This is a genomic window from Tenacibaculum sp. Bg11-29, from assembly GCF_002836595.1.
Taxonomy (GTDB): Bacteria; Bacteroidota; Bacteroidia; order Flavobacteriales; family Flavobacteriaceae; genus Polaribacter.
Genome location: NZ_PJBB01000003.1, coordinates 3,983,617 through 4,008,355 on the forward strand (window position 1 = coordinate 3,983,617; position 24,739 = coordinate 4,008,355).

General features: G+C 28.2%; 27 protein-coding genes. 20 read left to right on the plus strand and 7 right to left on the minus strand.

Going from position 1 to position 24,739, the window contains the following annotated elements; translation table 11 throughout:
• The first annotated feature begins 149 nt into the window (after window positions 1-149).
• The 17 genes from CXF68_RS17945 to CXF68_RS18020 all read left to right on the plus strand — a co-directional run bounded on the left by CXF68_RS17945 (window position 150) and on the right by CXF68_RS18020 (window position 13,662).
• On the plus strand, window positions 150-548 hold the full coding sequence (locus CXF68_RS17945; protein ID WP_101046472.1) for a zinc ribbon domain-containing protein: 399 nt from the start codon (window positions 150-152) through the stop codon (window positions 546-548).
• Window positions 549-741: 193 nt separating this feature from the next.
• The gene (locus tag CXF68_RS17950) at window positions 742-1,722 is read left to right on the plus strand and encodes a hypothetical protein (protein WP_101046473.1); all 981 of its coding nucleotides are present in this window, start codon (window positions 742-744) and stop codon (window positions 1,720-1,722) included.
• A 160-nt stretch (window positions 1,723-1,882) separates the two neighbouring features.
• Window positions 1,883-2,350: a hypothetical protein gene (locus tag CXF68_RS17955; protein ID WP_101046474.1), complete on the plus strand. Its 468-nt coding sequence runs from the start codon at window positions 1,883-1,885 to the stop codon at window positions 2,348-2,350.
• Between the two features lie 215 nt (window positions 2,351-2,565).
• A complete protein-coding gene (locus CXF68_RS20720; protein WP_157821999.1) occupies window positions 2,566-2,706 on the plus strand; it encodes a hypothetical protein in 141 nt (46 codons plus the stop codon).
• A gap of 5 nt (window positions 2,707-2,711) precedes the next feature.
• Window positions 2,712-3,233, plus strand: a complete 522-nt coding sequence (locus CXF68_RS17960; protein WP_101046475.1) for a hypothetical protein — start codon at window positions 2,712-2,714, stop codon at window positions 3,231-3,233.
• Window positions 3,234-3,557: 324 nt separating this feature from the next.
• Window positions 3,558-3,926 carry a DUF2200 domain-containing protein gene (locus CXF68_RS17965; protein ID WP_101046476.1) on the plus strand — a complete coding sequence of 123 codons (369 nt, stop codon included), beginning with the start codon at window positions 3,558-3,560 and terminating at the stop codon, window positions 3,924-3,926.
• A gap of 84 nt (window positions 3,927-4,010) precedes the next feature.
• Window positions 4,011-4,592 carry a Crp/Fnr family transcriptional regulator gene (locus CXF68_RS17970; protein WP_101046477.1) on the plus strand — a complete coding sequence of 194 codons (582 nt, stop codon included), beginning with the start codon at window positions 4,011-4,013 and terminating at the stop codon, window positions 4,590-4,592.
• Window positions 4,593-4,654: 62 nt separating this feature from the next.
• Window positions 4,655-5,602: a ketopantoate reductase family protein gene (locus CXF68_RS17975; RefSeq protein ID WP_101046478.1), complete on the plus strand. Its 948-nt coding sequence runs from the start codon at window positions 4,655-4,657 to the stop codon at window positions 5,600-5,602.
• Window positions 5,603-5,634: 32 nt separating this feature from the next.
• Window positions 5,635-6,138, plus strand: coding sequence for a retropepsin-like aspartic protease (locus CXF68_RS17980; protein ID WP_101046479.1), 504 nt, complete (start codon window positions 5,635-5,637; stop codon window positions 6,136-6,138).
• Window positions 6,139-6,516: 378 nt separating this feature from the next.
• Entirely contained in the window at window positions 6,517-7,092 is a 576-nt protein-coding gene (locus CXF68_RS17985; RefSeq protein WP_101046480.1) for a Crp/Fnr family transcriptional regulator, read from the plus strand.
• A gap of 75 nt (window positions 7,093-7,167) precedes the next feature.
• The gene (locus CXF68_RS17990) at window positions 7,168-7,464 is read left to right on the plus strand and encodes a putative quinol monooxygenase (RefSeq protein ID WP_101046481.1); all 297 of its coding nucleotides are present in this window, start codon (window positions 7,168-7,170) and stop codon (window positions 7,462-7,464) included.
• Between the two features lie 269 nt (window positions 7,465-7,733).
• Window positions 7,734-8,525 (plus strand): AraC family transcriptional regulator, encoded by a 792-nt coding sequence (locus CXF68_RS17995; protein WP_101046482.1) that lies wholly within the window; start codon window positions 7,734-7,736, stop codon window positions 8,523-8,525.
• Between the two features lie 71 nt (window positions 8,526-8,596).
• Window positions 8,597-9,577, plus strand: coding sequence for a Gfo/Idh/MocA family protein (locus CXF68_RS18000; RefSeq protein WP_101046483.1), 981 nt, complete (start codon window positions 8,597-8,599; stop codon window positions 9,575-9,577).
• 206 nt (window positions 9,578-9,783) lie between these two features.
• A complete protein-coding gene (locus tag CXF68_RS18005) occupies window positions 9,784-10,113 on the plus strand; it encodes a hypothetical protein (protein WP_101046484.1) in 330 nt (109 codons plus the stop codon).
• Window positions 10,114-10,258: 145 nt separating this feature from the next.
• A complete protein-coding gene (locus CXF68_RS18010) occupies window positions 10,259-11,971 on the plus strand; it encodes a SulP family inorganic anion transporter (protein WP_198553853.1) in 1,713 nt (570 codons plus the stop codon).
• 219 nt (window positions 11,972-12,190) lie between these two features.
• Window positions 12,191-12,805 carry a hypothetical protein gene (locus CXF68_RS18015; protein ID WP_101046486.1) on the plus strand — a complete coding sequence of 205 codons (615 nt, stop codon included), beginning with the start codon at window positions 12,191-12,193 and terminating at the stop codon, window positions 12,803-12,805.
• Window positions 12,806-13,233: 428 nt separating this feature from the next.
• Window positions 13,234-13,662 carry a hypothetical protein gene (locus CXF68_RS18020; protein WP_157822000.1) on the plus strand — a complete coding sequence of 143 codons (429 nt, stop codon included), beginning with the start codon at window positions 13,234-13,236 and terminating at the stop codon, window positions 13,660-13,662.
• Window positions 13,663-13,674: 12 nt separating this feature from the next.
• Here the strand turns inward: CXF68_RS18020 and CXF68_RS18025 are convergent, their stop codons facing one another.
• Complete coding sequence (locus CXF68_RS18025; protein WP_101046488.1) at window positions 13,675-14,304, minus strand: TetR/AcrR family transcriptional regulator; 630 nt, start codon at window positions 14,302-14,304, stop codon at window positions 13,675-13,677.
• A 54-nt stretch (window positions 14,305-14,358) separates the two neighbouring features.
• Here CXF68_RS18025 and CXF68_RS18030 point away from each other — a divergent pair, with 54 nt between their 5' ends.
• Entirely contained in the window at window positions 14,359-15,216 is an 858-nt protein-coding gene (locus tag CXF68_RS18030; RefSeq protein WP_101046489.1) for an alpha/beta fold hydrolase, read from the plus strand.
• A gap of 3 nt (window positions 15,217-15,219) precedes the next feature.
• On the opposite strand, the gene CXF68_RS18035 is transcribed toward CXF68_RS18030, so the two are convergent.
• Complete coding sequence (locus CXF68_RS18035; RefSeq protein ID WP_101046490.1) at window positions 15,220-15,984, minus strand: NAD-dependent epimerase/dehydratase family protein; 765 nt, start codon at window positions 15,982-15,984, stop codon at window positions 15,220-15,222.
• Complete coding sequence (locus CXF68_RS18040) at window positions 15,971-16,636, minus strand: MIP/aquaporin family protein (RefSeq protein WP_198553854.1); 666 nt, start codon at window positions 16,634-16,636, stop codon at window positions 15,971-15,973. Before CXF68_RS18040 ends, CXF68_RS18035 begins: the two co-directional genes overlap by 14 nt.
• Window positions 16,637-16,745: 109 nt before the next feature.
• Between CXF68_RS18040 and CXF68_RS18045 the strand changes: the two genes are divergently transcribed.
• Window positions 16,746-17,585 carry a DUF2911 domain-containing protein gene (locus CXF68_RS18045; RefSeq protein ID WP_101046492.1) on the plus strand — a complete coding sequence of 280 codons (840 nt, stop codon included), beginning with the start codon at window positions 16,746-16,748 and terminating at the stop codon, window positions 17,583-17,585.
• Window positions 17,586-17,713: 128 nt separating this feature from the next.
• Window positions 17,714-18,904, plus strand: a complete 1,191-nt coding sequence (locus CXF68_RS18050) for an NAD(P)-dependent oxidoreductase (protein WP_101046493.1) — start codon at window positions 17,714-17,716, stop codon at window positions 18,902-18,904.
• A gap of 5 nt (window positions 18,905-18,909) precedes the next feature.
• On the opposite strand, the gene CXF68_RS18055 is transcribed toward CXF68_RS18050, so the two are convergent.
• From CXF68_RS18055 to CXF68_RS18070, 4 genes are all read right to left on the minus strand, one after another.
• On the minus strand, window positions 18,910-19,368 hold the full coding sequence (locus tag CXF68_RS18055) for a GNAT family N-acetyltransferase (RefSeq protein ID WP_101046494.1): 459 nt from the start codon (window positions 19,366-19,368) through the stop codon (window positions 18,910-18,912).
• 2 nt (window positions 19,369-19,370) lie between these two features.
• On the minus strand, window positions 19,371-21,026 hold the full coding sequence (locus CXF68_RS18060; protein WP_101046495.1) for a sodium:solute symporter: 1,656 nt from the start codon (window positions 21,024-21,026) through the stop codon (window positions 19,371-19,373).
• A gap of 111 nt (window positions 21,027-21,137) precedes the next feature.
• Window positions 21,138-21,905 (minus strand): hypothetical protein, encoded by a 768-nt coding sequence (locus CXF68_RS18065; RefSeq protein WP_101046496.1) that lies wholly within the window; start codon window positions 21,903-21,905, stop codon window positions 21,138-21,140.
• 151 nt (window positions 21,906-22,056) lie between these two features.
• Window positions 22,057-23,826, minus strand: a complete 1,770-nt coding sequence (locus CXF68_RS18070; protein WP_101046497.1) for an ABC transporter ATP-binding protein — start codon at window positions 23,824-23,826, stop codon at window positions 22,057-22,059.
• Window positions 23,827-24,739: the final 913 nt, after the last annotated feature.

Below are 24,739 nucleotides of genomic sequence, written 5' to 3' on the forward strand. Positions count from 1 at the left end.
AATCCAAAAATTATCTGAAATACATATTAAAGATTAATTATTAAACTATACCAAAATGTAAAAGGTGTAATAAATCTAAAGCATTTTATAATCTTGTAAATGGAGTTTGTGAAAATTGCCTATTACCAAATAGAAAAATTAATAAAATTGTGAAAACGGAAAAGAAAAAACAGAAAGTTATTGTAAAAAACTACAAAGGGACACAATCAGATGCAGCAAGATATTTCAAAAGAGATTCTTTGAAAATGGTTGAAAAAGGATATTACCCAACAATTCAGAACTGGAGTCCAGGTTCTTACGGATGTGGTTCTTTTATTTTAGCACTTTTACTTTGTTTTATTTTAATCGGTATTTTAGTATTTATTTATATGTTAATTGTGAAACCAGACGGAACACTATCTGTAACTTATGAATTGAAAAAAGAAAACAAAGAAATTGTTGAAAATAAAACTAAAAAATTGAAAGAAAAAGAATGTCCAGAATGTGCTGAAATGGTAAAAGAAAAAGCGAAAATATGTAGATTTTGCAGACACGAATTTATAAACTAAAGCCTACAAAGTGTAAAAAAAGGGTTTTAGTACTTAAACCAAAGTTCAGTACACTTTATAAAGTCCGCAAAATTCACAATTTTGCATATCTATTGAATAAGGGAAAATTGTAAATTTGGCTAAGTGATAAATTGAAAGTTCAATCCTTCGAAATCCCTTACTATTCTTACACAAACCGTTAGCAAATATTAAAATGAGATACAATAAAATTATCAGTACTTTTTTTTTACTTTTTATCTGGACAATTTCATTTGGGCAAAAAAACATTGACATTACTATACCTAATATCAAATCAACTAAAGATCTTTGGTATAATCAAAACAATAATTTATGTAGAATAATTTATGAGACTTATGATGTGGGTAAAAAACTTACAACTTTTAAGATGTTAGAAGGAGATAGCACTCAAATAATGAGACGTTCATATGAATATAATAATAATGGGTTTTTAATATCTGAAGGAGAATATAATATTGCTGATGACACTTTACCTTCAAGTGAAGAAGAAACTATTTACGATAAAGCCGATAAAATTATTCAAAAAAGAACATATTCAAATTTTAAAAAGAAAAAGATTCTTAGTTCAAAAGGCCTCCTTATTGCTAAAAAAACAATTTCAAATTCTGGTGAAATAACAAATAGAGCACTTTATGTCTATAAAAATGAATTATTAATTGAAATAAGATATTTAAATAAAAAAAATGAAGTTTGGAAAAATGAACTATTTAAATATAATGATTTAAAACGAAAGATAGAAGAAATTCATATTAGCAATAATGTAACCATATCAAAATACCTGTACAAATACAATGATAATGGACAAGTAATTAAAAAAATATTTTTTAGAGAGAAAAAGGAGGAAACAAAAAAAAATGAAAAGAAAGAGGACATCGAAACTATTGAAATAATTGAGACTTTAACAATAGATGATTCAGTAAAATCCTATCCAAGTGTTTGGAAACATTGGGAAGAAGAAGAAATATATGAAACAGACACTTATGTTTACAACGAATATAATCTTGTTATTTTACATAAAACAGATGGTCAAACCGAATTCAAAGGAACTTTAAAAAATGTATTTGAATATGACAAATATGGTAACTGGGTAAAATGTACAACTGAACGCTTTGGCTCACATTGGAGAACATCCATTAGAGAAATTGAGTATTACTAAACATTTTCCAACAAAGAACTGAGGTAAAAGACAAACAAATTATTCATTAATATTAGTCAATATTAAACTAAGCTCAAAGTAATGTTTTCAGTATTTTGAGCTTATATTCTTCATATAATTACTACTTATTTTGGCAATATAGAAACATATGTTTCATTATATGCTAATCCTGACTTTGCAATTACCAAACTTTGCTTTATCGACTTCTTTAATAAAAAATAAAATCATACACACACATCATTCAAAGCTTTTTGTTCTTTCTGAAGTTAATAATCAGGGGACTATTTATTGCCATCTTGAAGGCGGAACTACTTATGAAAAATCGGTATTTATTAAATCGTTACAAGAAGTTTTAAGTACTGTTGATAACCCAAGGTATCTTATTATAAGAAAAAGTTTTTTCTTAAACCTATTTTCACAAAAAGACTATCATTCACTCCCTGAAAATATTGGAAGAAAAAAACAGTCTGCCGAATATTTTGAAATGCAATGGGAAAATTTAGTGGGTGCCTGCAAACTCGTTTACACCAGAACTATTGAGGGTAGAAAATTACTTCTTAAATCGAAAATACATTCGCTTGCTTCTGAATTTGAAAAAAAGATTGAACGTATAAATGTTTGGAAATAAAACACACCAAATTCCTGTTAACTAATTATTTTACAGCGCTTAAAGTTTTATTATATTAATACGTTTATAATAGACATTTAGTTAAAATCGACTGTACACCTTTGTTGGCAAACATTATCAATAAAACTCTTAAAAATAACTTTTGATATTTTAAATAATTCTATAAAACATTTGAAAAATCTCTAATTTATAAAATAAAAAATCTAATTTAGTGTATGGATTTATATAAAGCTATAAATATTTTTCAAATACCTAAATTAGTAAAACCAACAAATGAATATTTAAAAAAACGATATAATTTTATTGCTTTAAAAATTCATCCTGACAAACAAATTGACCAAGGAAAAAACTATTAGCCCATATGGACTTTATAGAGCTACAAGATGCCTATAAACTTCTAAAAAACACAGAATTTGGTCTTATATTAAGAATTTTAAACAAAAAAGAAAAAACAAGAAAAAATCAAAATGTAAAATTAGACGAACAAATTGAAATTGATAATTTTGAAAGTAATTACAATCCTAAAAAACACCTTTTCGAATGGTTACTTTATCCTTTTTTACCTGGAGTATTTTTTTTAAATATGTTACTAGCTATTCCTATGGTTACCTTTTTAATATTTGGAATAAATGAGAAAAGTACGTCAAAAAACAAATCTAGATTTATAATAAACTTTTTTTTATTCTCAATATTTGGTGTAATACCGATCCTTTCTGGTTTTGTTTTTATAATTAATTTATTTTATGGAAAAATTATGGAAGGAAATATTTTTTGGTGGTTCGTTTTTATTGAAATTACCTTCGCAATTTTATATTATGTTATAAGTTGGATAATTAGAAAAGTATTTATACGTAAAATTAAAACTGAATTAATAATGTTATAATAAAAACGTTAGCCAAAAAGAAGAAGGAGAACTTTTTTTTATCCTTCTCTTTTCTCTTACACTATTACCTAACTCACCTATTTTAAAAATTACATCAACATAACTACAGCTTTTTTTGAGTTTTCAAACTTTGTAAATACATCGATAATTATAAGCCTAAAATAGAATCGATTTAATTCCAATTATTGAAATACTAGTTAATTCTATCTTTTATTCTTTCTAATTTAGAGGTATTAAATTTAACTTTTTTATTAAAGTGTTAACTTAGCATATAAGTAATTCACTGCTTAAAACACGTAACAAACTATATCACATCAAATAAAAATGAAAGTTACAGCCGAAAAAGATGAAAAGGTTGCTAATATGATATTCGCATCCATTTATCCACTTTATCTAAATAGATTAGAGAAAAATAGTAGAACAAAAGAAGAACTAGATCAGGTAATTAAATGGTTTACTGGTTTTGATAAAAATACTTTACAAGCACTTATTGATGAAAAAGTAACTTTTAGAACATTTTTTGAAAAAGCTAAAATAAATACAAACGCACACTTAATTAAAGGAGTTGTTTGTGGTTATCGAATTGAAGAAATAGAAGATGAATTTGAATTGTATAAACAATGTAGGCGTATGGAAAAACTAATTGATGAATTGGCAAGAGGTCGTAAAATGGAGAAAATTTTACGGAAATAAAAAAAGTAGAAATTAGAACTCAAGAAACACAAACTCTATTAAAATATAATTTAACCAAAACATTTTGTAACGGAAAATAGACTGATGGATAAATCAATACTTAATAATTATTTCAATTCTTTATTTCCAATACAAAAAGAAGTTATTGAAAAAATCACAGAAACATTTTCTGATTTCACATTAGATAAAAATGTAAAACTACTTGATAAAGATTCTATTAGTACGAAAACATTTTTTCTAGAGAAAGGATATATGCGTTCATATATTCTAAATGAAGATAATGAAGAAATTACTACGAACATTTATTCGGCTCCTTGTTTTGTAAATGATTTTTTATCTTTTTTCAAGAAACAACCGACAAAAGAAACATATCAAACGATAACCGACTGTTCATTCTGGGAAACAAGCTTAGAAAATGTGCAGGATAATTTTCATAACATTTCTGAATTCAGAGAGTTTAGCAGACTATTATTTGTTATAAATTACTCTAAATTAAATGACCGAGTTATTGAAATGGCAAGTAAAAAAGCAGAAACAAGATATTTAAACCTTATAGAAAAACAACCGCACGTTTTTCAAAATATTCCTCTAAAAATTATTGCTTCTTATTTAGGTATCACTGACAGTTCATTAAGTAGAATTAGAAAAGAAATTAGTAAAACATAATTTCTTGTCATTTATCAAGTGCTTATTCATTCGAGAGTTTTCATATTTGTAAAAAACAAAAAATGAATAAAAAACATATTGTTATTATAGGTCTTGGAGGTGTTGGTGGTTATTTTGGGTTTAAAATATGTCAAAGTAACGAAACAGATAAACAACATCAAATATCATTTATAGCTAGAACTGATACATATAAAGTAGTTAAGAAAGATGGACTTACATTACTTTCTTCTGAACACAAAAACAACACAACAAACCCTGATGCTATTTATCAGAATATTTCAGAAATTAAAAACCCTGATTTGGTACTTATCTGTGTTAAAGAATATGATTTAGAGAATGTTTGCAATCAACTATCTAAAGTAATTACTAAAAATACAGTTTTACTACCAATGATGAATGGAGCTGATATTTATGATAGAATTCGTAAAATAATATCGAATAATATAATCTTACCTTCTTGTGTTTATGTAGCATCTCATATAAAAGAAAAAGGAATCGTTGAACACAAAGGAAAAGCAGGTCAATTAATTTTTGGTAAAGATCCAGAACATATTTCTAGAAACATTGATTGGGTTATAAACTTAATAAAAGAAAGTAACATCAATTTTAATTTTAAAGAGAATTCTCAAATTGATATTTGGACAAAATTTATTTTTATTGCAAGTTTTGGTTTAGTAAGTGCTAAATACAATTCATCTATTAGTGAAGTTTGCTCAGTTAAATTACAAAAAGAAGAGGCTACAAAAATTATGATTGAAATAAAATTAATTGCAAATAGAAAAGGAATCTACCTAGAAGATAATATTATTCAAAAAACATTTGAAAAAGCCGCAACTTTTCCATCAAAAACACCAACATCCTTACAACTTGATGTCAATTCAGGAAAAGAATATAACGAACTGGAACTATTCGCGGGTGCTATAATTAATTATGGAAAAGAAATAAACGTAGATACACCTTTTACTGATACGATATATCTAGAAATAAAGGCTTTAATAAGCAATATGTAAAAGCATAACAATCAACAATACCTGAAAAATTAATGAAAATAACAATTTATTTTCTATTAGCTCTTATAATAACTAGTTGTGTAAAAAACACGAAGTATCCTTTTAAACTTGAAAAAGAATTAATCAAAACTGGCTTTATAAAAACTTCAATTGAAAAAGAAACAACAGGTCATATTATTTTATCAGTAAAAATTAATGAGAAAAAAGCAAGGTTTGTTTTTGATACCGGAGCTTCTAATTCGGTTATTGATGAAAATCAAAAAGAAAGACTGAATATTAACGCTGCTATTTCTGATATAGTAGCAACTGGAGCAGGAAGAACAGATATACCAATAGCGATAGCTAAAAACGTTAAATTAGAAATAAATTCTTTATTATTAGATAATAAAGAATTTATTGTAATGAATCTTGACCATGTAAATTTAGCAATAATGGATTATAATGGCCAAAGCGTTGACGGAATTATAGGTTCAGATATTTTAACTGAAATTAATGCCATAATTGACTATAATGACTTAAATATTTTCATAAAATGAAGAAGTAATTAAACTATCTGTAACAAAATCTAAAAAAATTGCTTGTGAATTTTCTATTTGAGATAAGTACTCAAAAATTAAAAGTTTAGGTATATTTATAAACTAAAAGGAAAAATAATGTAACTATTTGTTAGCTGAAGCGTTATGTGAAAGCAAAAAAACAAAATTGTGAAAACTGAAATTAATACTATTTGGATTGACCTAAATGAAGAGCTTTATAAATCCATTTAAGGAAAGTAAAAGAGGAACAAGAATTTGTTAAACCAGTACTTAATCAAAGTCTATTGCTGTTTTGGTATATTTGATTTCACTACGGAAAATTCTCACACGAAAAAAACCGTTAATAACAAACAATACAAATCAATTCTATAAAATCAAGTGAACATATTTATAAAAAAGATAAAAGAAAAAATAGATTTAACTAAAAGTCAAGAAAAATATTTATCATCAGTTATAAAAACAAAAATATATTTAAAAAACGATTTTTTTATAAAACCGACTCAAACCTGTTCAATGATTGGATATATTGATAAAGGTTTAGTACGAGTATTTAATATTAACCCTTTAGGTGTTGAAACAACAAATTGGTTAGCAAATGATAATGAATTATTAACCGAAATCTTCAGTTTTATAAGTCAAGAACCATCATTAGAACATATACAGTGTATTGAAGAAACTACATTTAGTTATATATCATATCAAGACTTTCAAGAGGTTTATAAAAAAATACCTGAAATGCATATTTACACCAAATTAATTAATGAAGACTTATTAATAGATGTGAAAAAATATATTTTATCTAACATTCACTTATCTGCTGAAGAAAGATATGAGCAATTACTCAAAACTCGTCCAAAATTAATCCAAAAAACACCTTTAAAGTATATAGCTTCATTTCTAGGTATAACAGATAGTACCTTAAGTAGAGTTAGGCGTAAAATCTTAACAAGTTAATCTTTTCTTGCCTTTTGTCAAGAAGGAAATTTATTTCTCATTGTACTTTTGAACTTCAATTTTAAACTACAAACAATGAAAAATAGTACTATAATAATTTTAGAAGTGAAAGTGAAAGAAGAAAAAATTAATGAACTACAAAACTTATTGTCAGAATACTTACCTGAGACAAGAAAATACAAAGGGTTTATTGATATTAAAATTCATAAAAACTTAGCTGATAACACTTTTGTTTTTTATGAAGAATGGGAAACTACACAAGACTATGAAGCATATTTAAAATGGCGCACAGATACAGGCGTAATGGATGCTTTAGGAAATACTTTTAGCTCACCCCCAAACATTCGATACTGGAATACTCTAAACCTATAAAATCTCATTTTTTCACTTACTGTTTGTATGATTTTAAAACAACAAATACTGTTGGTAACAAAGTCTACAAAAAAACATAAGAACAAGTACAAGTCATTAAGGCTTGTGCTTTTTTGTATATTTATCTTTTAACGGAAGAAATAGTTAACTTTTCGTATAGTATAGGGCTCCAACAAACTAAAATTAAATCGAATAAATGAATGTTACAGTATAATAGTTTGAATAAATGATGAAGACGATTAAGTATTATTATCAATAAAAAATAAACTTTGCTAAATATAAATGAATATAAAACGTCACCGTTTACCGATTTAATCGAGAGAATATGGATTGCTGAAAATATTGAAAAAGAAGTAGAAATAATAATCCCTCCTAATCAATATGTCAACTTAATAATTCCTCTAAACGATTCTAAATACCAACGGAATCAAACTTGGATAACGACACCACAAATTGAAGGAATTTCTTCTACGAATACTGTTTTAACATATCCTGTCGGAACGAAACTACTTGGAGTAAGGTTTTTTGCTTTTGGGATGTTTCCGTTTTTAAAAGTGCAAGGAAAAAATATTATTAACACTTCATTTGAATTAGAGAAAACGAATAAAAACATTCAATATTTAAACACTGATTCAAATATCAATCTAATTGATAAAACTCATGAATTACTAAATGATTTGTTTTCTAAAACATCTTGCAAAGAAATTCTACAAATTAAAACATTTTATAAACAATTTAGATGGAATGATAACTCCATTTCTATTAAAGAATACTGTAAAAAAACGAAAACGAATTACTCAACGCTTAATCGTAATTTCGTTAAAATAATTGGAGTTTCTCCAAAAAAATTTGAACGACTTATAAAATTTCGAAAATCACTTTGCTCCTTAATTGGCACAAATGAGAACCTGACATCAATAGCCTTAAATTCTGGATATTTCGATCAAGCACATTTTATTCGAGAATTTAAAAAGTTCTCTAATCTTACACCTTCAAATTATCAATCTCTTATAAAACAGGATAATGATAAAATAATCAATTATAATTTTAAATTATTTTAATCTGCTTAAAATATACAATTTACTAATTCTCATCGTCTCTATATTTACTCCTACATTTAATTAAGTATAAGATGAAAACTAAATTAGGAATTATAGGTTATGGTAATTGGGTTAAAGATTCCTATATACCAGCAATAAAATATGATGGTAGAGCCAAAATAGTTGCTATTTCAGCAAAAAGTGATGACACCATTGCAACAATTAAAAAAGAATATGGTTGTTCGGTAACTGTATATAGCAATTATAATGATTTATTATATTCTGATAATGTTGACGCAGTTATGATAGCAGTTCCAGATGCTATGCATGGAGAAATTATAATGGAGGCCATACAATCTGGTAAGCCTTTATTTTATGAACCTCCTATAGGGCATACTAGAAGTTTAATTGCTGAAGTTTTAAAAAAATTACATAGTGCACCTCAAATTACACATGCCAATTTAGAATTAGGGCTGATACCTGTAATTTCTAGAGCAGCAGAAATGATAAAAGCAAAGCGTATTGGCGATATTCAATCTATTAAAGTATCGCTTCGATCTAATTGGGGACCAGAACCAAACCAAGACACTAATGTTATTAATCGTTTATCGCTTTGGTATGTACATATAATCAATATTTTATTGGACGCTTCACCAAAACGTGTACTACTTTTAGATGGTTATGGAGTTATTGGAAGAAGACAAAATCAAAGTAGTTGTATTTTTGATTATGATGGTATTTGGGGTGAATTAAAAATTAATATTAATAGTGTAGATAAATTGGTTATAAACATTGAAGCAATTGGCAGTGAAGGAGAAATTTTAATAGATATTTTAACTGGAGAATTAAAGGTAAGGTTAATGAATGAAGAGATGATTAACTTTTTTCCAGCAAAACAACCCTATGCAGATTGGCCCGGAATGCGAGAGTCTATAACACATTTTTTAGATGCTATTGAAAATTTTATTCCCAGTTTTTTTAATTCAGATTTAGTTGCAAAATTACAAACTATTGGTTTGGCTACAGAAGCTTCAAAAGACACTGGTAATTGGATAAAATTGCAAGAATATTAATGACTTATAAAAGCCAATTACCAACAAAGAACTGAGGTAAAAACTAAACAAATTCTTCATTAATTTTATACAATACTATACTAAGATAAAAGTAATATCTTTCAGTATTTTGAGCTTATATTTTTTCATAAAATTACTATTTAACGTTAACTTGAATTAAAAAACAAGAAAAATTCAAAAAACAATTTTTACATTTGCATTCGTTTATGAAATTCATCAAGAAGCATATTATTTTTTCATTACTAGTTCTAGGAATTATTTCCTTAACTATTAGCGTAAATGATTCTTCTATTTTTAATCAATCTTTTGTTGAAACTGAGCTTGAAGAATCTATTTCTGAGATTGATGAATTATCGTCTGATGTAGATGTTTCTAATTCTGATGATGGAGGGAATAATAGAATTGCTACTTTAGCTTTTCTAACACCTTATCCTCAATATTTTGATAACACTTCTTCGTTAGTTTTAAACTCAAAAAAACGCTCTCAAAAACACCCTCTTTTTATCCTTTATTGTTGCCTTAAAATTGATTGTTAATTTTTAATAAACGATTTATCTAAAATACAAGATAATCTCATTTTAAAAAATTAACATTTTAATAAGTGCAAACTGATAGTTTGTTCAGTGTGCATTAACACAGTCAATTTAGAGTCAACAAAAAATGAATACAAAAAATATTTTTATGTATCTCAAAAGAGATGCATTAGCAGGAACTGTAACAGGAGTTATGGCAGTTCCATTAACAGTCGGAATTTGTTTAATGTCTGACTACCCTGTTATGATAGGGCTTTATACTGCAATTTTTGCAGGAATAGTAAGTTTTATCACCTACCTAATAAAACCTGGTAACTATACAGGAATGCCTGGAGTTGCCGCAGGTTTAGCTCCTGCAATGGCTTTAGGAGTAATGAGTTTCGGAATGGAGAATATGCCTTTTGTAATATTACTTACTTCTGTTTTTCAAATAATCGTTTGGAAATTTAGATTAGAAAAATACATTTTACGAATTGTTCCGCATTATTTGGTAGAAGGCTTATTGGCTGGTGTTGGCCTTAAAATAGCACTGAAATTTGTGCCTTTTTTATTCGAGTTACAATCTGGAGAGTTACACAATTTTAGTGATTGGATACACATAGATTGGTTAAATTTTAACAGAGATAAAGTAGCTATTCTATCTATTATTTCATTTGCTATATTTATCTTACTTTACAAATACTACAAGAAAAAAATGCCTGCATTGCCTTATTTCATTATTATGGCTACAAGTATAGGAATCTCATTTTTTATTGATTTACCTAAAATATCTATAGAATCGATACCTTTTCAATTATCACTTCCACTACCCCATTTTATGGATATGAGCGGTTCAGAAAGCAGTTTAATGCTTCTTAAAATGATCGGTTTTGCCATGATGTTAGGTACAATAGATGTTATAGAGCAAGTAATGAGCAACGTAGCCATAGAAAAAATGGATCCTCTAGAGAGAAAATGTGACACTAATAATAGTTTATTGGCTATATGGATTGCGAATCTTGGAGCTACTTTGTTTGGTGGAATGACAAATTTAGATGGTCTAGCAAAAAGTACAACTAATACAGTAGCTGGGGCAGTAACAAAGCTCTCTAATTTATTTACAGCAGCTTTTTTATTTTTAGTAGTTCTTTTTCCAATAGTAATAACAACTTTACCCGAATATGCATTAGGAATTATTATGGTTTACTCTGGTTGGAAAATGGTCGCTAATATTTCACACGTAAGAGCAGAAGGTAGATACGCCTTGATTCTTGCAGCTGTTTGCGGTTTATTAGTTTTTAAACTAGGAATTTTCGAAGGTTTACTCATTGTATTAACTGCACATGCTATTATTCAGTTCATTTTTATGAGAAGATTAGGTAAATCAAATCAAGAAGTTTGGAACCAGTTTAAAAGTTCTTTTACCGAAAAGACCATTTTTAAACTAGATAATGAAGATGCTCTTGCTGACCCACAAGTACCAATATACAACAAACTGCTACAAAATGTAAACAGTAAAAATCTGGAAGGAATAATGTCTTTATATCACAATAATGCTGTTTTAGTTCCATCCTTTTCAAGTAGAATAAGACGAAACAAAGAAGAAATAAAAGATTACTATGCTACATTATTTAAAATGGATGGATTGTCTCTTGCGCAAGAAGAAATATATTTAAACAAAACAGATGGCCAAAGAATTGATTCTGGTGTTTATGAGATTTCTTGGCAAAATGGAGGTTCTGTAACAAGTTACAAACTTAATTTTATTATGGTAATTGAAAACGATAAGATTATTGCCCATCAATCTAGCCATCAACATTCTAATAATATATCTATATCACGTTGGGTAGATGAAAAAGATAGTGGAAATTTTGTTATGTGATAATAATGTAACTTACATATATAACGGTTTGAGTGAGTACTCAAACCGTTTTCACTTTTAAATTAAACACTTTATTAAGGTACATTTAAACCAGTTATTTCTATTACACAAACCCTTTATGAGAAATATTTTGCAATTTTTTCACTGGAAACAGGGTGAATAAATTATCTGAAGAATAAGATATTTGTGTATCATAAAAATTAAACATAAAAAAATACTATGACACCAAAAGAATTATCTTCGTTAGAAGGCGTAGAATTAGCAAATGCATTTGTAACTTATTTTAAACCTTGGGCTTTAACTCCTGCATGTATTAAAATATTAAAAGAAATTTCTACTAAAATTGTTAATGTAAAATATGAAGATGATTTAAACATCTATTTTAATAATGATGAAGAAGAGGAAGTTTCTATAACTTTTGGAGCTGCTTATAACGGTGATTTTAAAGATACAAACTTAAAAACACCAGAATCTTATAAAACTATAGTTCGAATGCACAATACAATAACATTTGGCGATGGAGTACCTAATGACATAGATTTTTACGGCTATGATGGTGAAGCTCCTTCGTCTGAATTTATGTTAGAAGAGCTTGAAGGTGATGAGGAAATACACCAAGGATTTTGTGACGCTGGTCAAAATTGGATTATTTGGGATTATCAAAGAAAAAATGCTTTAGGAGAACCTGTAATTATAATAGCTGACCATGGATTAATTGTTGAAGACAATGATGATTTTCCAGAACAAGATGAAATAGCTTTCGGAGTTGGAGGCCTTTTTATAAGATTAATGAAAGAATTTATATTTAACGATACAAATTATGGATGGGGATAAAAAAAACATCCTAAAATTAAGCTAATCGATACAGGGAAAAGCTCATAACAAAGCCTATGATCTAATGTGCTTTTAGGCTAAATAAAGAGGGCTGTATATTTACAATCAAATCATTTATTTTGTTATAAATAATAACAAAATAAATGGTTTTACTATTTAATGAATTGAAACCACTTTAGCACTAATTATTTAAGGTATCACCCTTACTTAAAACGAACCTAAACCAATAAACACCAACAACTTAAAGCTACACGTATTTAATACTCCTACTAGCCTATATTACACATGCAACGCTTTGGTAATAAAAGAAACCTTATTGATAATTAGAAAAAATGACAAAGACAATCAAAATATTACCTCTAATAATACTTTTTGTAATGAGTTATACTTCATATTCTCAAAAGAGTCTTTTGAAAAAAAAATTAAGTATGAATTTCACTAACATTACAAGTTTAATAAACCTTGAAGAGTTTGAAAAAATAAAAGAATTTATACTTAAAAATGGAGATAAAAGAACTTATCGAAATTATGATAATAATAACCCTCATTATAAATTCACGAATTGTAACGTATTTATGGGCGCTGATATTGGACAACGTAATATAAATAATGATCCGAAAATTTCAGACTTTAATCAAGTAACGATAACCAATTTAGATTCTGATATTATATATTATGAGCTTATTGTTATTAGAAAAGGAGATTTAAAAGCTGAAAAAGCATGGATTAAAAAAGGAATGAAAGAAGAACAGGTATATCTAGTAGATATTTATGATAAAGGATTAAAATTAATGAAAAATAATTTACCCATTTATTTAAAACAAATAAAAAAGGAAAGTGCTTTTTATACAAATTGACTCAATCACATATCAATCAAAAAAATCTGGTAATACATTTTTAAACTCTTTTTTACCTTTATCAGTAAGAAATGGATACAACATACTAAAAAGTGTATTTACTTGATTATCTATCGCTGTTTCCTTCAAAATAATAGAATAAAGCCCAGTAGAATACAACCAAGTATTCCCATAATTAATCATCCTTTCTGCTAACAAATTGTATTCTACGTTAAAAGAAGCATCCTTCATTAAGTTTTTATTTTTCATCATTTTGAACAAAAACAAGCAACCATTAACCCTATTTTTATAAACTTCTGTAAAATGTTTTTTTACTTTCTCACTAACACTTAAAAGATTATATAAATCTGTCCAAAAATATTTATAAGCAATCATTCTTCTCATACTATGCTCAATATCATTTCTAATTTGAGCCATTGACAAGTCTATATTTGGTAAGCTCTCAATTCTTTCATCAAATTCTAAAACCATTTCAAAATACAAAGCTTCGAATATATCTTCTCGTTTTTTAAAATGATAGTTTAAATTACCAGAACTCATATTTAATTCTAAAGCAATCATTCTTATAGTTACTTGACTATAACCACTTTTATTAAAAAGTGTTCTTGCTGTTTCTAAAATCATTTTTTTTCTTTTACTCATTAGTAAACTTGTCCTAAAAAAATATTATTAGTAAATTTGTCCTAAAAATACAAAATGGCATCATTATACAAGTCAGGATTAGGAAAAAAAGAAATAATAAATCTTTACAATCAAAAGTTAAAGGAATTACAAATAACATATAAGTATAAATTGATTGACACCAATTTTGGAGAAACCAATATTATTATAGTTGGAGACGCTACAAAACCTCCTTTAATAGTAATACATGGATCAAACGGCTGTGCTCCGATCGCCTTAGAAACTTACCCTACTCTTTCTAAAAAATTTCAAATATTTGCAATTGATGTTTTAGCGCAACCAAATAAAAGTGCAGAAACTAGATTAAGTATGAAAGATAACAGTTATGGATTATGGATAAACGAACTAATTAATAAGCTTGAATTAAAAAATGTAACTATGGCTGGTTTTTCATTTGGTGGATTAATAATTCTAAAAACATTAATTCAAGATGAAAGTAATATCAAAGAAATATTCTTATCAGCTCCTGCATTTATAGTGAATGGAAACCCATTAGTGGCATTATTCAAGGTATTTATTCCAATGAAACGATATATAAAAACTCAAAAAAGAAAATATCTTGAAAATTTTTTAAATACACTTTTCACAGATAAAGACGAATTTGCTCTTAACTATTTATCTAAAGTGTTTTTACATTTTAAAATGGATTTCACTCCCGTTCCTGTAATAAAACAAAAAGAAGCTGCATTACTAAAAACACCAATTACCATAATTGCTGCAAAAAAAGATATTATGTTTCCAGGGGTAAAAATGCTTAAACGTGCAAAGAAGATTTTTCCGTCTTTAAAAAACACTATTTTATTAGAAAATTCAAAGCACGTTCAAAATAAAAACGATAATAGTAAAATAGAGCAATTGATATTGAATGAATAACGCTTAAATAGCTAACAAATCATCGTAAATAAAAGTGTAACCCAATTGTTTTTGTACCTTATCTGAATTAATAATTTTATATTTTAAAGGAAAAGAGTCGTCAAAAACTGGTGGTGCTGTTTTTAATATTTTTCGAGCATTTAAATAATATTCTTCTCGTGTTGGATGATGGTTTGAACAAGCATTGAATACTTCATTCCAACTATTTTGTTTTATTATTTGATAAATAATACCGATACAATCATCTTGATGTATCATATTTACAAAACCTTTTGGATGTGGTATTTTCTTATCCTTAAACCAATTTCCTGGTCGTCGTTCTTGCCCAAACAATCCTGCAAAACGGATTATTGTTGTATCTAAACTTATATTTTCTCTAAATGCATTTTCTATTTCAACTAAAGGAGCGTTTATTGTTGCACATTCTTCAGTAACCTCTCTATTTAAGCTAGGATATACTGAAGTAGAACTTATAAAAAGTACTTTTTTAATAGGAGATTTCTCTATTTCTTTAAGTAAACTTTTAAAACCCAAAAGATTCTTTGAAGTGATTGCAACAATCAATATTTCAGATGCTAAAAAAGGTTGAATAGTTTCTTCAATAACCTCATCAATATCAACTAAAAAAGGGTAAATTTCGTCCTCCTCTAAAATGGTCAACTTATCTACTGATGTAGTAGATCCTTTTATTTTAAAACCTTTGTTTTTTAAAAATATAGCTAAAGGTTTCCCTAGCCAACCACAACCTAAAATACTAACATCCTTCATTACAACAAGTATCGTCTTTTACTAATTTACAAGAAATCACTGCTAATAAAGCACCTAAAATTGGAGCTAATATATACAACCATAAATGCTCTAAATGACCAGATATTAAAGCTGGTGCAATAGAACGAACAGGGTTCATAGAGGCTTTTGTCATTGGCCCTGCAAACATTGCTTCTAATAATACAACTCCACCAATAGCAATTCCTGCCATAACTCCAACTTCTTTACTTCCAGTAGAAACATTAATAATAGTTAACATTAAAAAGAAAGTTAATAATATTTCTAAAATAAATGCCCGCCATGGCTCTAATGTAGGAATCGTTGCTCCGTAATATTCACTTGCAGGAAACAACACCCATAAAATAAGACTTGCTAATAATGCTCCTAGTAACTGCGCAATAATATATTTCGGAACTTCTTTCCAAGAAAATCGTTTCGAAAAAGCAAAAGCTAATGTTACAGCTGGGTTAAAATGAGCTCCAGATATTTCTCCAAAAGCATATATCATTGCCATTACAATTAACCCCCAAGTTATAGCAACCCCTGTATGTGTTAAATCACTTCCTCCTGTTATTTCATTTACCGTCATTGCGCCTGTACCACAAAAAACTAAAGCAAAAGTTCCTATTAATTCTGAAATGTATTTTTTCATGTTGCAAATATCAATTAAAAACTTGGTATTTATTTTAAGTTTTCGTTAACATTTAACTATCTAATTCCTTGTAAATTTAGCATCAAGAATATAACCTAAATCAATTATCATGAAAAAAATAGTTTTAAGTTTATTTGTAGCTGCCATAACTCTAACTACAAATGCTCAAATAAAAACTCCAGCTCCTAGCCCTTCTTCTAAATTAGAACAAGCAGTTGGCTTAACAGATGTAACTCTTGACTACTCTAGACCAGGAATGAGAGGTAGAACAATTTTTGGAGATTTAGTTCCTTTTAATAAAGTATGGAGAACAGGAGCAAATGCAAACACAAAAGTAACCTTTAGTAGTAACGTTACTATTGACGGAAAAGAATTAAAGAAAGGAACTTATGCTTTATATACAAAACCAGCAAAAGATTCTTGGGAAATTATTTTTTATACTGATGCTGACAACTGGGGAACTCCTAGAAAATGGGACGATAGTAAAGTAGCGTTATCAACTACTGCAAAAGTTCAACCAATGCCTATGAAAATAGAAACTTTTACGCTTTCTATTGATGATATTACAAACGGCTCTGCTGTTTTGGGTATCTTATGGGAAAACGCTTATGTAGGTGTTAAATTTAACACACCTACTGACAAGGGAGTTGAAGCTAGTATTGCTAAAACAATGCAAGGACCATCTGCTGGAGATTATTTTAGTGCTGCAAAGTATTATTTAGATGAAGGAAAAGATATTAAGAAAGCTAAAACATGGATTAACAAAGCAGTTGATATGACTAAAGACAAGCCTCGTTTTTGGTATTCTCGTCAACAAGCATTAATCTTAGCAAAAGCTGGAGATAAAAAAGGAGCTATTAAAGCTGCAAAAGCATCTTTAGCTGGTGCTGAAAAAGCAGGAAATGCAGACTATATTAAAATGAATAAAGATTTTTTATCTAAAATGTAATTCTTATTTTAGTAAAAAATTAATTTCGTTTATATATCATAAAATGCCCACTATTTTAATTGTGGGCATTTTTTGGTTTTATAAACTATTTTTACCACCTCTTAAAAAACAAATGCTAACTTTGTTTTATGAAAAAATCAATAGCGATCATTGGTGGAGGTTCTTCTGCTCTTATTACTGCTGCTTTCTTAGATCCTAATAAATTTAATATTACTATTTATGAAAAAAAGAAATCGTTAGGAAGAAAGTTTCTTGTTGCTGGTGATGGCGGGTTTAACCTCAGCCACGGAGAAGCTATTAATAAAATGATTACAAGATATACTCCTGATACTTTTTTAAAACAAGCCTTATTACATTTTACGAATGATGATTTACGTAAATGGTTACTAACTATTGGTATTCCAACTTTTGTGGGTAGTAGTAACAGAGTGTATCCTGAAAAAGGGATTAAGCCTATTGAAGTTCTTACCAAGGTTAAACAATTTTTAATTGATAAAGGTGTTCAATTGGTATACAATTATGAATGGAAAGGTTGGAATATTAAAGGTGAATTAATTTTTAATAACAATGAAATTATAAATACTGATTATACCATTTTTGCAATGGGTGGTGCTAGTTGGAAAATTACTGGTTCTGACGGCTCTTGGTTAGAAACATTTAAAAACAAAGAAATAAATACACTTCCTTTTTTACCTGCAAATTGTGCATATGCAATTAAATGGCCGAAAGAATTCATCTTAAAAAACGAAGGACAACCTTTAAAAAACATCGCTTTATCTTGCTTAGATAAAACACAAAAAGGTGAGCTAGTTACTACTAAATTCGGATTAGAGGGAAATGCTATTTATGCCTTGAGCACTGAAATACAATCGCAACTTTCAATAAAAAAAACAGCAACGATTTATCTTGATTTAAAACCAATGTTTAGTCTTAATGAAGTAAATCAGAAGATAAACGCTTCGCAATTAAGAACAGTAAAAGACATACTTAAGAAAGCACTAAAATTAAGTCCGTCTCAAATAGATCTTATAAAAACTAATTTAACAAAAGAAGAATTTACTAATAAAAATATATTATCAGAAAAAATAAAAGCTTTACCATTTATTATACATAGTGCTGCACCATTAGATGAGGCAATTTCTATTACTGGTGGAATTTCATTAAATGAAGTAAATGAAAACTTTGAACTTCATAAACTTAAAAATAATTTCTGCATTGGTGAAATGCTAGATTGGAATGCACCAACAGGAGGTTATTTATTACAAGCTTGTTTTAGTATGGGTGCTTATACTGCAAAATATTTGAATAAAAAAGAGTAAATAATTTATTTTAAACCTCTTCTCATATTAATTAAATGCTTACTAAACCCTGCTTTTTCATAAGCTTTAATGGCTCCTGGGTTATCAGCATATACATCTAATCGAACTTCAAATATATTATTCGAAATTGTCCAAGCATACAAAGCATCAATAACTAATTTATTAATTCCTTTACCCCTGTGAGAATCTTTGACATACATAAAACCTAAATACCCCAAATTTTGATGTTTTAAATATGGTTTTGCTATTTCAATTCTCGCATATCCTGAACCTACAATTTTTTCTTCATCTACAGCCACAATTACTTCTACATCATCAGACAAAATCATTGCTTTAATGTCGTAATATGATATTTTCTCGTCCTTTAAAGTAACATCAAAAGGTCTTTCAAAATTAATAAGCGCTTGTTCAAATTCTAGAAGAATTGGTAAATCTATTAAAGTAGCTTTTCTAGTTGTTATCATTCTTATTTCTTATTAAAAAACAGTTGTAATACAGAGGCTATTAAAATAACTAAACCTGCTCCTAAAGCATTTAACCATAAAAACGGTAACCAATCTGCTTTCCAAACATATATAATTAGTAACTGTGTAATAATTGCTGCGATAAAAACGGCATTCGATTTCACATATTTAAAGAAAAAAGCTAAAAGAAAAATTCCTAATACATTTCCATAAAAAATAGAACCTATAATATTTACTAACTGAATTAAGTTATCAAATAGATTAGCCACACAAGCAACAGATATAGCTAAAATTCCCCATCCTAAAGTAAACAATTTAGTCATTTTCACATAATGTGCATCATCGTACTCTTTACCTACGTTACGCTTATATAAATCGATTACTGTTGTCGACGCTAAGGCATTTAATTCTGAAGCTGTTGACGACATTGCTGCTGATAAAATAACAGCCAATAATAACCCGATTAAACCTTTTGGTAAATTGTGTAATATAAAATGTATAAAAACATAATCTTTATCATTTGTTTCTACCTGAGCATCTGCTTTTGTAATTACTGCTTTTGCTTGTTTTTTTATTGATTTATCTTGTTCGTTTAATTCTTGAAGTTGCTTTTTATTTTCATCTGTTAAGCCTTCAAAAATTAGGGTTTTCTTTTTATTTTCTATTTGAATATGCTGCTGTTCTAAATCTTTATATTCTAATGCATATTCTGAATTTACAACTGCATTATTTGCTTTTGGATTAAAATTTAAAGGAGCTGTATTAAATTGATAAAATACAAACACCATTACTCCCACCAATAAGATAAAAAACTGCATTGGTACTTTTAATAATCCATTAAAAATTAAACCTAACTGGCTTTCTCGAACAGATTTCCCTGATAAATAACGTTGTACTTGACTTTGATCTGTTCCGAAGTAAGAAAGCATTAAAAAAGTTCCACCTAAAATTCCTGTCCAAACAGTATAACGATTATTTAAATCCCAAGAGAAATCTATAACTTTCATTTTATCAGATGCTCCAGCAATTTCTAAAGCTTTTGTAAAAGTTATTCCGTCAGGTAAATATTGTAGTATTAAATAAAAAGCAATAAACATTCCTGCAAAAATCACTGCCATTTGCTGTTTCTGAGTAACACTTACTGCTTTTGTTCCTCCAGAAACAGTATAAATAATTACTAAAAAACCAATAATGATGTTTAGCATTACTAAATCCCAACCTAACACAGCTGATAAAATAATAGCGGGAGCAAAAATTGTAATTCCAGCTGCTAAGCCTCTTTGAATTAAAAACAGAATAGCTGTTAAGGTTCTTGTTTTTTTATCAAAACGACCTTCTAGATACTCGTAAGCAGTGTAAACTTTTAATTTATGATAAATCGGAATAAATACCAAACAAATAATAACCATTGCTATTGGCAATCCGAAATAAAACTGAACAAAGCCCATACCACTATGAAATGCTTGTCCTGGTGTAGATAAAAATGTAATGGCGCTCGCTTGGGTTGCCATTACCGACAACCCAATCGTCCACCATTTACTATCACTTCCTCCTTTAATATACTCTTCAGCATTTTTACTTCCTCTTGTTTTCCAAACTCCGTAAAAAACAATAAATAATAATGTTAACGAAAGTACAATCCAATCGATTACTTGCATATTCTAATTAGTGTATAAGTTTGTAATAATGTAAAACAATATGATATAAACTGCATTTGCAAGCAAAACGATGCTGTACTCTTTTTTCCAAGTATATTTTTGGTTGTTCATTTATTTTGTTGGTTTTTCAAAAAAGCTATCTGCTAACGATGCCTTACTTAATAAAGGCAATGAAAACACTGTAGGTTCTCTTGCTGGTTCTGTTGGATTACCTTGTTCATTTTTTTGGTACCAAGTTAAAGATTTTGGCAATAAAAAACCGTTAACATTTTCCCAATCATTATATCTAATAATACTAAATTTATCAGAAGCTTTTTTACTAAAATAAGTAACAGTATATCCCAACCAACTCATTTCTTTTGTTGTAGCATCATAATAAATAAAGTAATTATCATCTGATGAGTTACCTACATTTGCTTTGTATGATATTTTAAAACCAGGATATTTCTTTCCTTCGAACTCCAATGGCTTCACTTCAGAATATACAATTCCATCATCGGCTAAAACAAATGGCATTGCATAAAAATAAAAATATAGGTTGTAGTAAAATTTTGGATCCTTTTTAAATTTCGTAGTATCTGAAACCCAAGTATTTTCTCCATTAAATCCATAAGAATAGTCTGAAGAGTTAACAACAGCTCTTCTTGAATGTAAATCGGTGGTATGCTCTTCTCCATTTACACCGTATGATAATGTTTTCATTTTATTCCAACTATCAATTCCTCCATGCTTTTCAAAAACAGCAGCTAAAGCTTCTGGATATTTTTTTACTTTAATTACTTCTTTTACATTTTCTTTCTTCATAACTTCTTTTTTTGATTCATTTTTACATGAAAAAGAAATTACAGTAATAGCTATTAGTAAGGCTAATTTTCTCATTTTTAAACTCTTATTTTATTAATATAAAATGTAGTCGGGTATTGACAGTAAACTTACAGAAGTTCTGCCTAATTATAAAATAAAAAGGCGTCTCTATTAATTAGAGACGCCTTTACAATATAACTGAGTTTAATCTTTATAATGCGAATTATTAAATTTTCGCTTGATAGGTATATAACTCAAAATATCTACCTTTTTCAGCTATCAATTCATCATGTGTACCTCTTTCAACTATCGATCCTGCTTCAATAACTAGTATTTGATCTGCTTGTTTAATGGTACTTAACCTATGCGCAATTACGATGGTCGTTCTATTTTTTATTAACTCTGATAAACTTTTTTGAATTAGTGCTTCACTTTCTGTATCTAAACTAGAAGTAGCTTCATCTAAAATAATAATTTTCGGGTTCGCTAAAATAGCTCTTGCAATTGCCAAACGTTGTCGTTGACCTCCTGATAACTTAACCCCTCTTTCACCGATTAATGTATTTAATCCATCATCAAAACGATCGGTAAATTCATTTACATACGCAGCTTTTACAGCATTTTGTAACTCCTCTTCGGTTGCATTTGGTCTTGGAAATAAAATATTTTCTCTAATAGTTCCTTCAAACAAAAATTCATCTTGTAAAACAACTCCTAAGTTTTTTCTATAAGAACTTAATTGAACTTTTGACATGTCATGGTTGTCAATTGTTACTTTTCCTGATTTTGGATTTAAAAAAGTTGCTGATAAACCAGCAATTGTAGATTTTCCTGAACCTGAACTACCAACCAAAGCGGTTACAGTTCCTGACGGAACCTGAAAACTAATATCTTTTAACACTTCTTTTCCCTCTTCATAAGAAAAAGAAACATTTTCAAAAACAAGTTCTCCTTTAACATCTCCTAGTTCAATAACTCTTTCCTCATCATCTCCTTCAGCCTCCATATTCATTAACTCCTCTGTTCTATCTAAACCAGCTAAAGCTTCTGTTAATTGGCTACCAATGTTACTCATCTGTATAATAGGAGCAATCATTAGTCCTAATAAAAAAGTAAATGATAAAAAATCTCCAACAGTTAACTCACCTGCCATTATTTTATAACCTCCAATTCCCATAATTCCTGTAGAAGCAATTCCTAATAAAAACGTTGCAGAACTAGTCATAATAGCTGTTGCTGTTAAACTCTTTTTTACATTTTGAAATAAAAGATCAACTCCCTTTTCAAAAGACTCATTTTCTTGCTTTTCTGCATTAAAGGCTTTAATTACTCGTACACCAGCCAAGGTTTCTGTTAATCGTCCTTTTACCTCAGCGTTTATTACACCTCTATTTCTAAATATAGGTCTGATATACTTAAATGCTTTTAAAGCAATCAATCCAAATACAGCTACAGGAATTAATACAAATAATGTCATCGATGGACTTATTTTAATCAATAGAATCATAGAAATTACTGCTGTAATTGTTCCACCAACTAATTGAACCAATCCTGTTCCCATTAAATTACGAACCCCTTCTACATCGCTCATAATTCTAGAAACCAAAGCTCCAGATTTTGTATTATCAAAAAAGCTTATTGGTAAAGACAATACCTTTTTTTGAACTTTTGCTCGTAGTTCTGAAATTAAATACTGGGCTTGAACACTTAATATACGTGTTAATAAAAAAGATGTTATAGCTTGTATTAAAATAGCAGCACCAACAATAAATAATAAATAATATAATTCATCATAATCTTTATTAGGGATTACATTATCTAACAATGATTTAATTTTTAATGGTGCAACCAAACTTGCCAATCTACTCACCACTATTAATATTAACCCAATAAACACCAATCCTCTTTTAGGCCATATAATGGTTTTAAATGCTTTACTAATAGAAACTTTTGGTTTCTTTTTATTCTTATTTGATACTGTATCTAGGTACTTCATATTTTATTTTTTACGCTAACAAAATAGTTCAGCTATTTTTCGTCAATATATATGCCATTTATAATTAACATGACAGATTAGCAAAAAGTGTAGTTATTATCTTTAAGAAAGATCATACATCTTGAATTTACTACTTATAGAAAACAAAAAAAACGCCTTTTTAGGCGTTTTTTTGACTAGCTTTCTTTTTTTTTACTTTGGTTAGCGTAAAAGTTTTTTCATAGAATTTCCCCCGACGTATTAATATAAACCCTCCGATTATATTTCCTTTAAACAAGGTGTAATTTTCAACCGGTACAAAGATATTTCTTATTTTTAAAAACTTGGTGAGGTTCTCCCTTACTTTTAGTGAGGCGCTCCCTTACTTTTTGTAAACACTATATAAATTATGATTTATATAGTGTTTTATATTTTTTTTATATTGAAAAGTAGAAAACAAAAAAAACGCCTTTTTAGGCGTTTTTTTTGACTAGCTTTCTTTTTTTTTACTTTGGTTAGCGTAAAAGTTTTTTCATAGAATTTCCCCCGACGTATTAATATAAACCCTCCGATTATATTTCCTTTATACAAGGTGCAATTTTCAACCGGTACAAAGATATTTCATCTTTATAAAAACTTGGTGAGGTTCTCCCTTACTTTTAGTGAGGCGCCCCCTTACTTTTTATAAACACCATATAAATTGTGATTTATCATTTTTTTTTATAAAAAAGTAGAGCGAAGTAGATAATTACCTGTTTTTTAATTAAAACATCTTGAGAAGTATCTATCGAGTACAGTCGAAACCTATTATTAAAAGGCTAATTACTACTTTCTATCAAATTACCATTTTATTTCTATAATGCTCGAACTAACAACAAGAGTTGCGCCCCTACTTAAAACTAAATGTTTAATTGTACATATTTAACTACTGAGC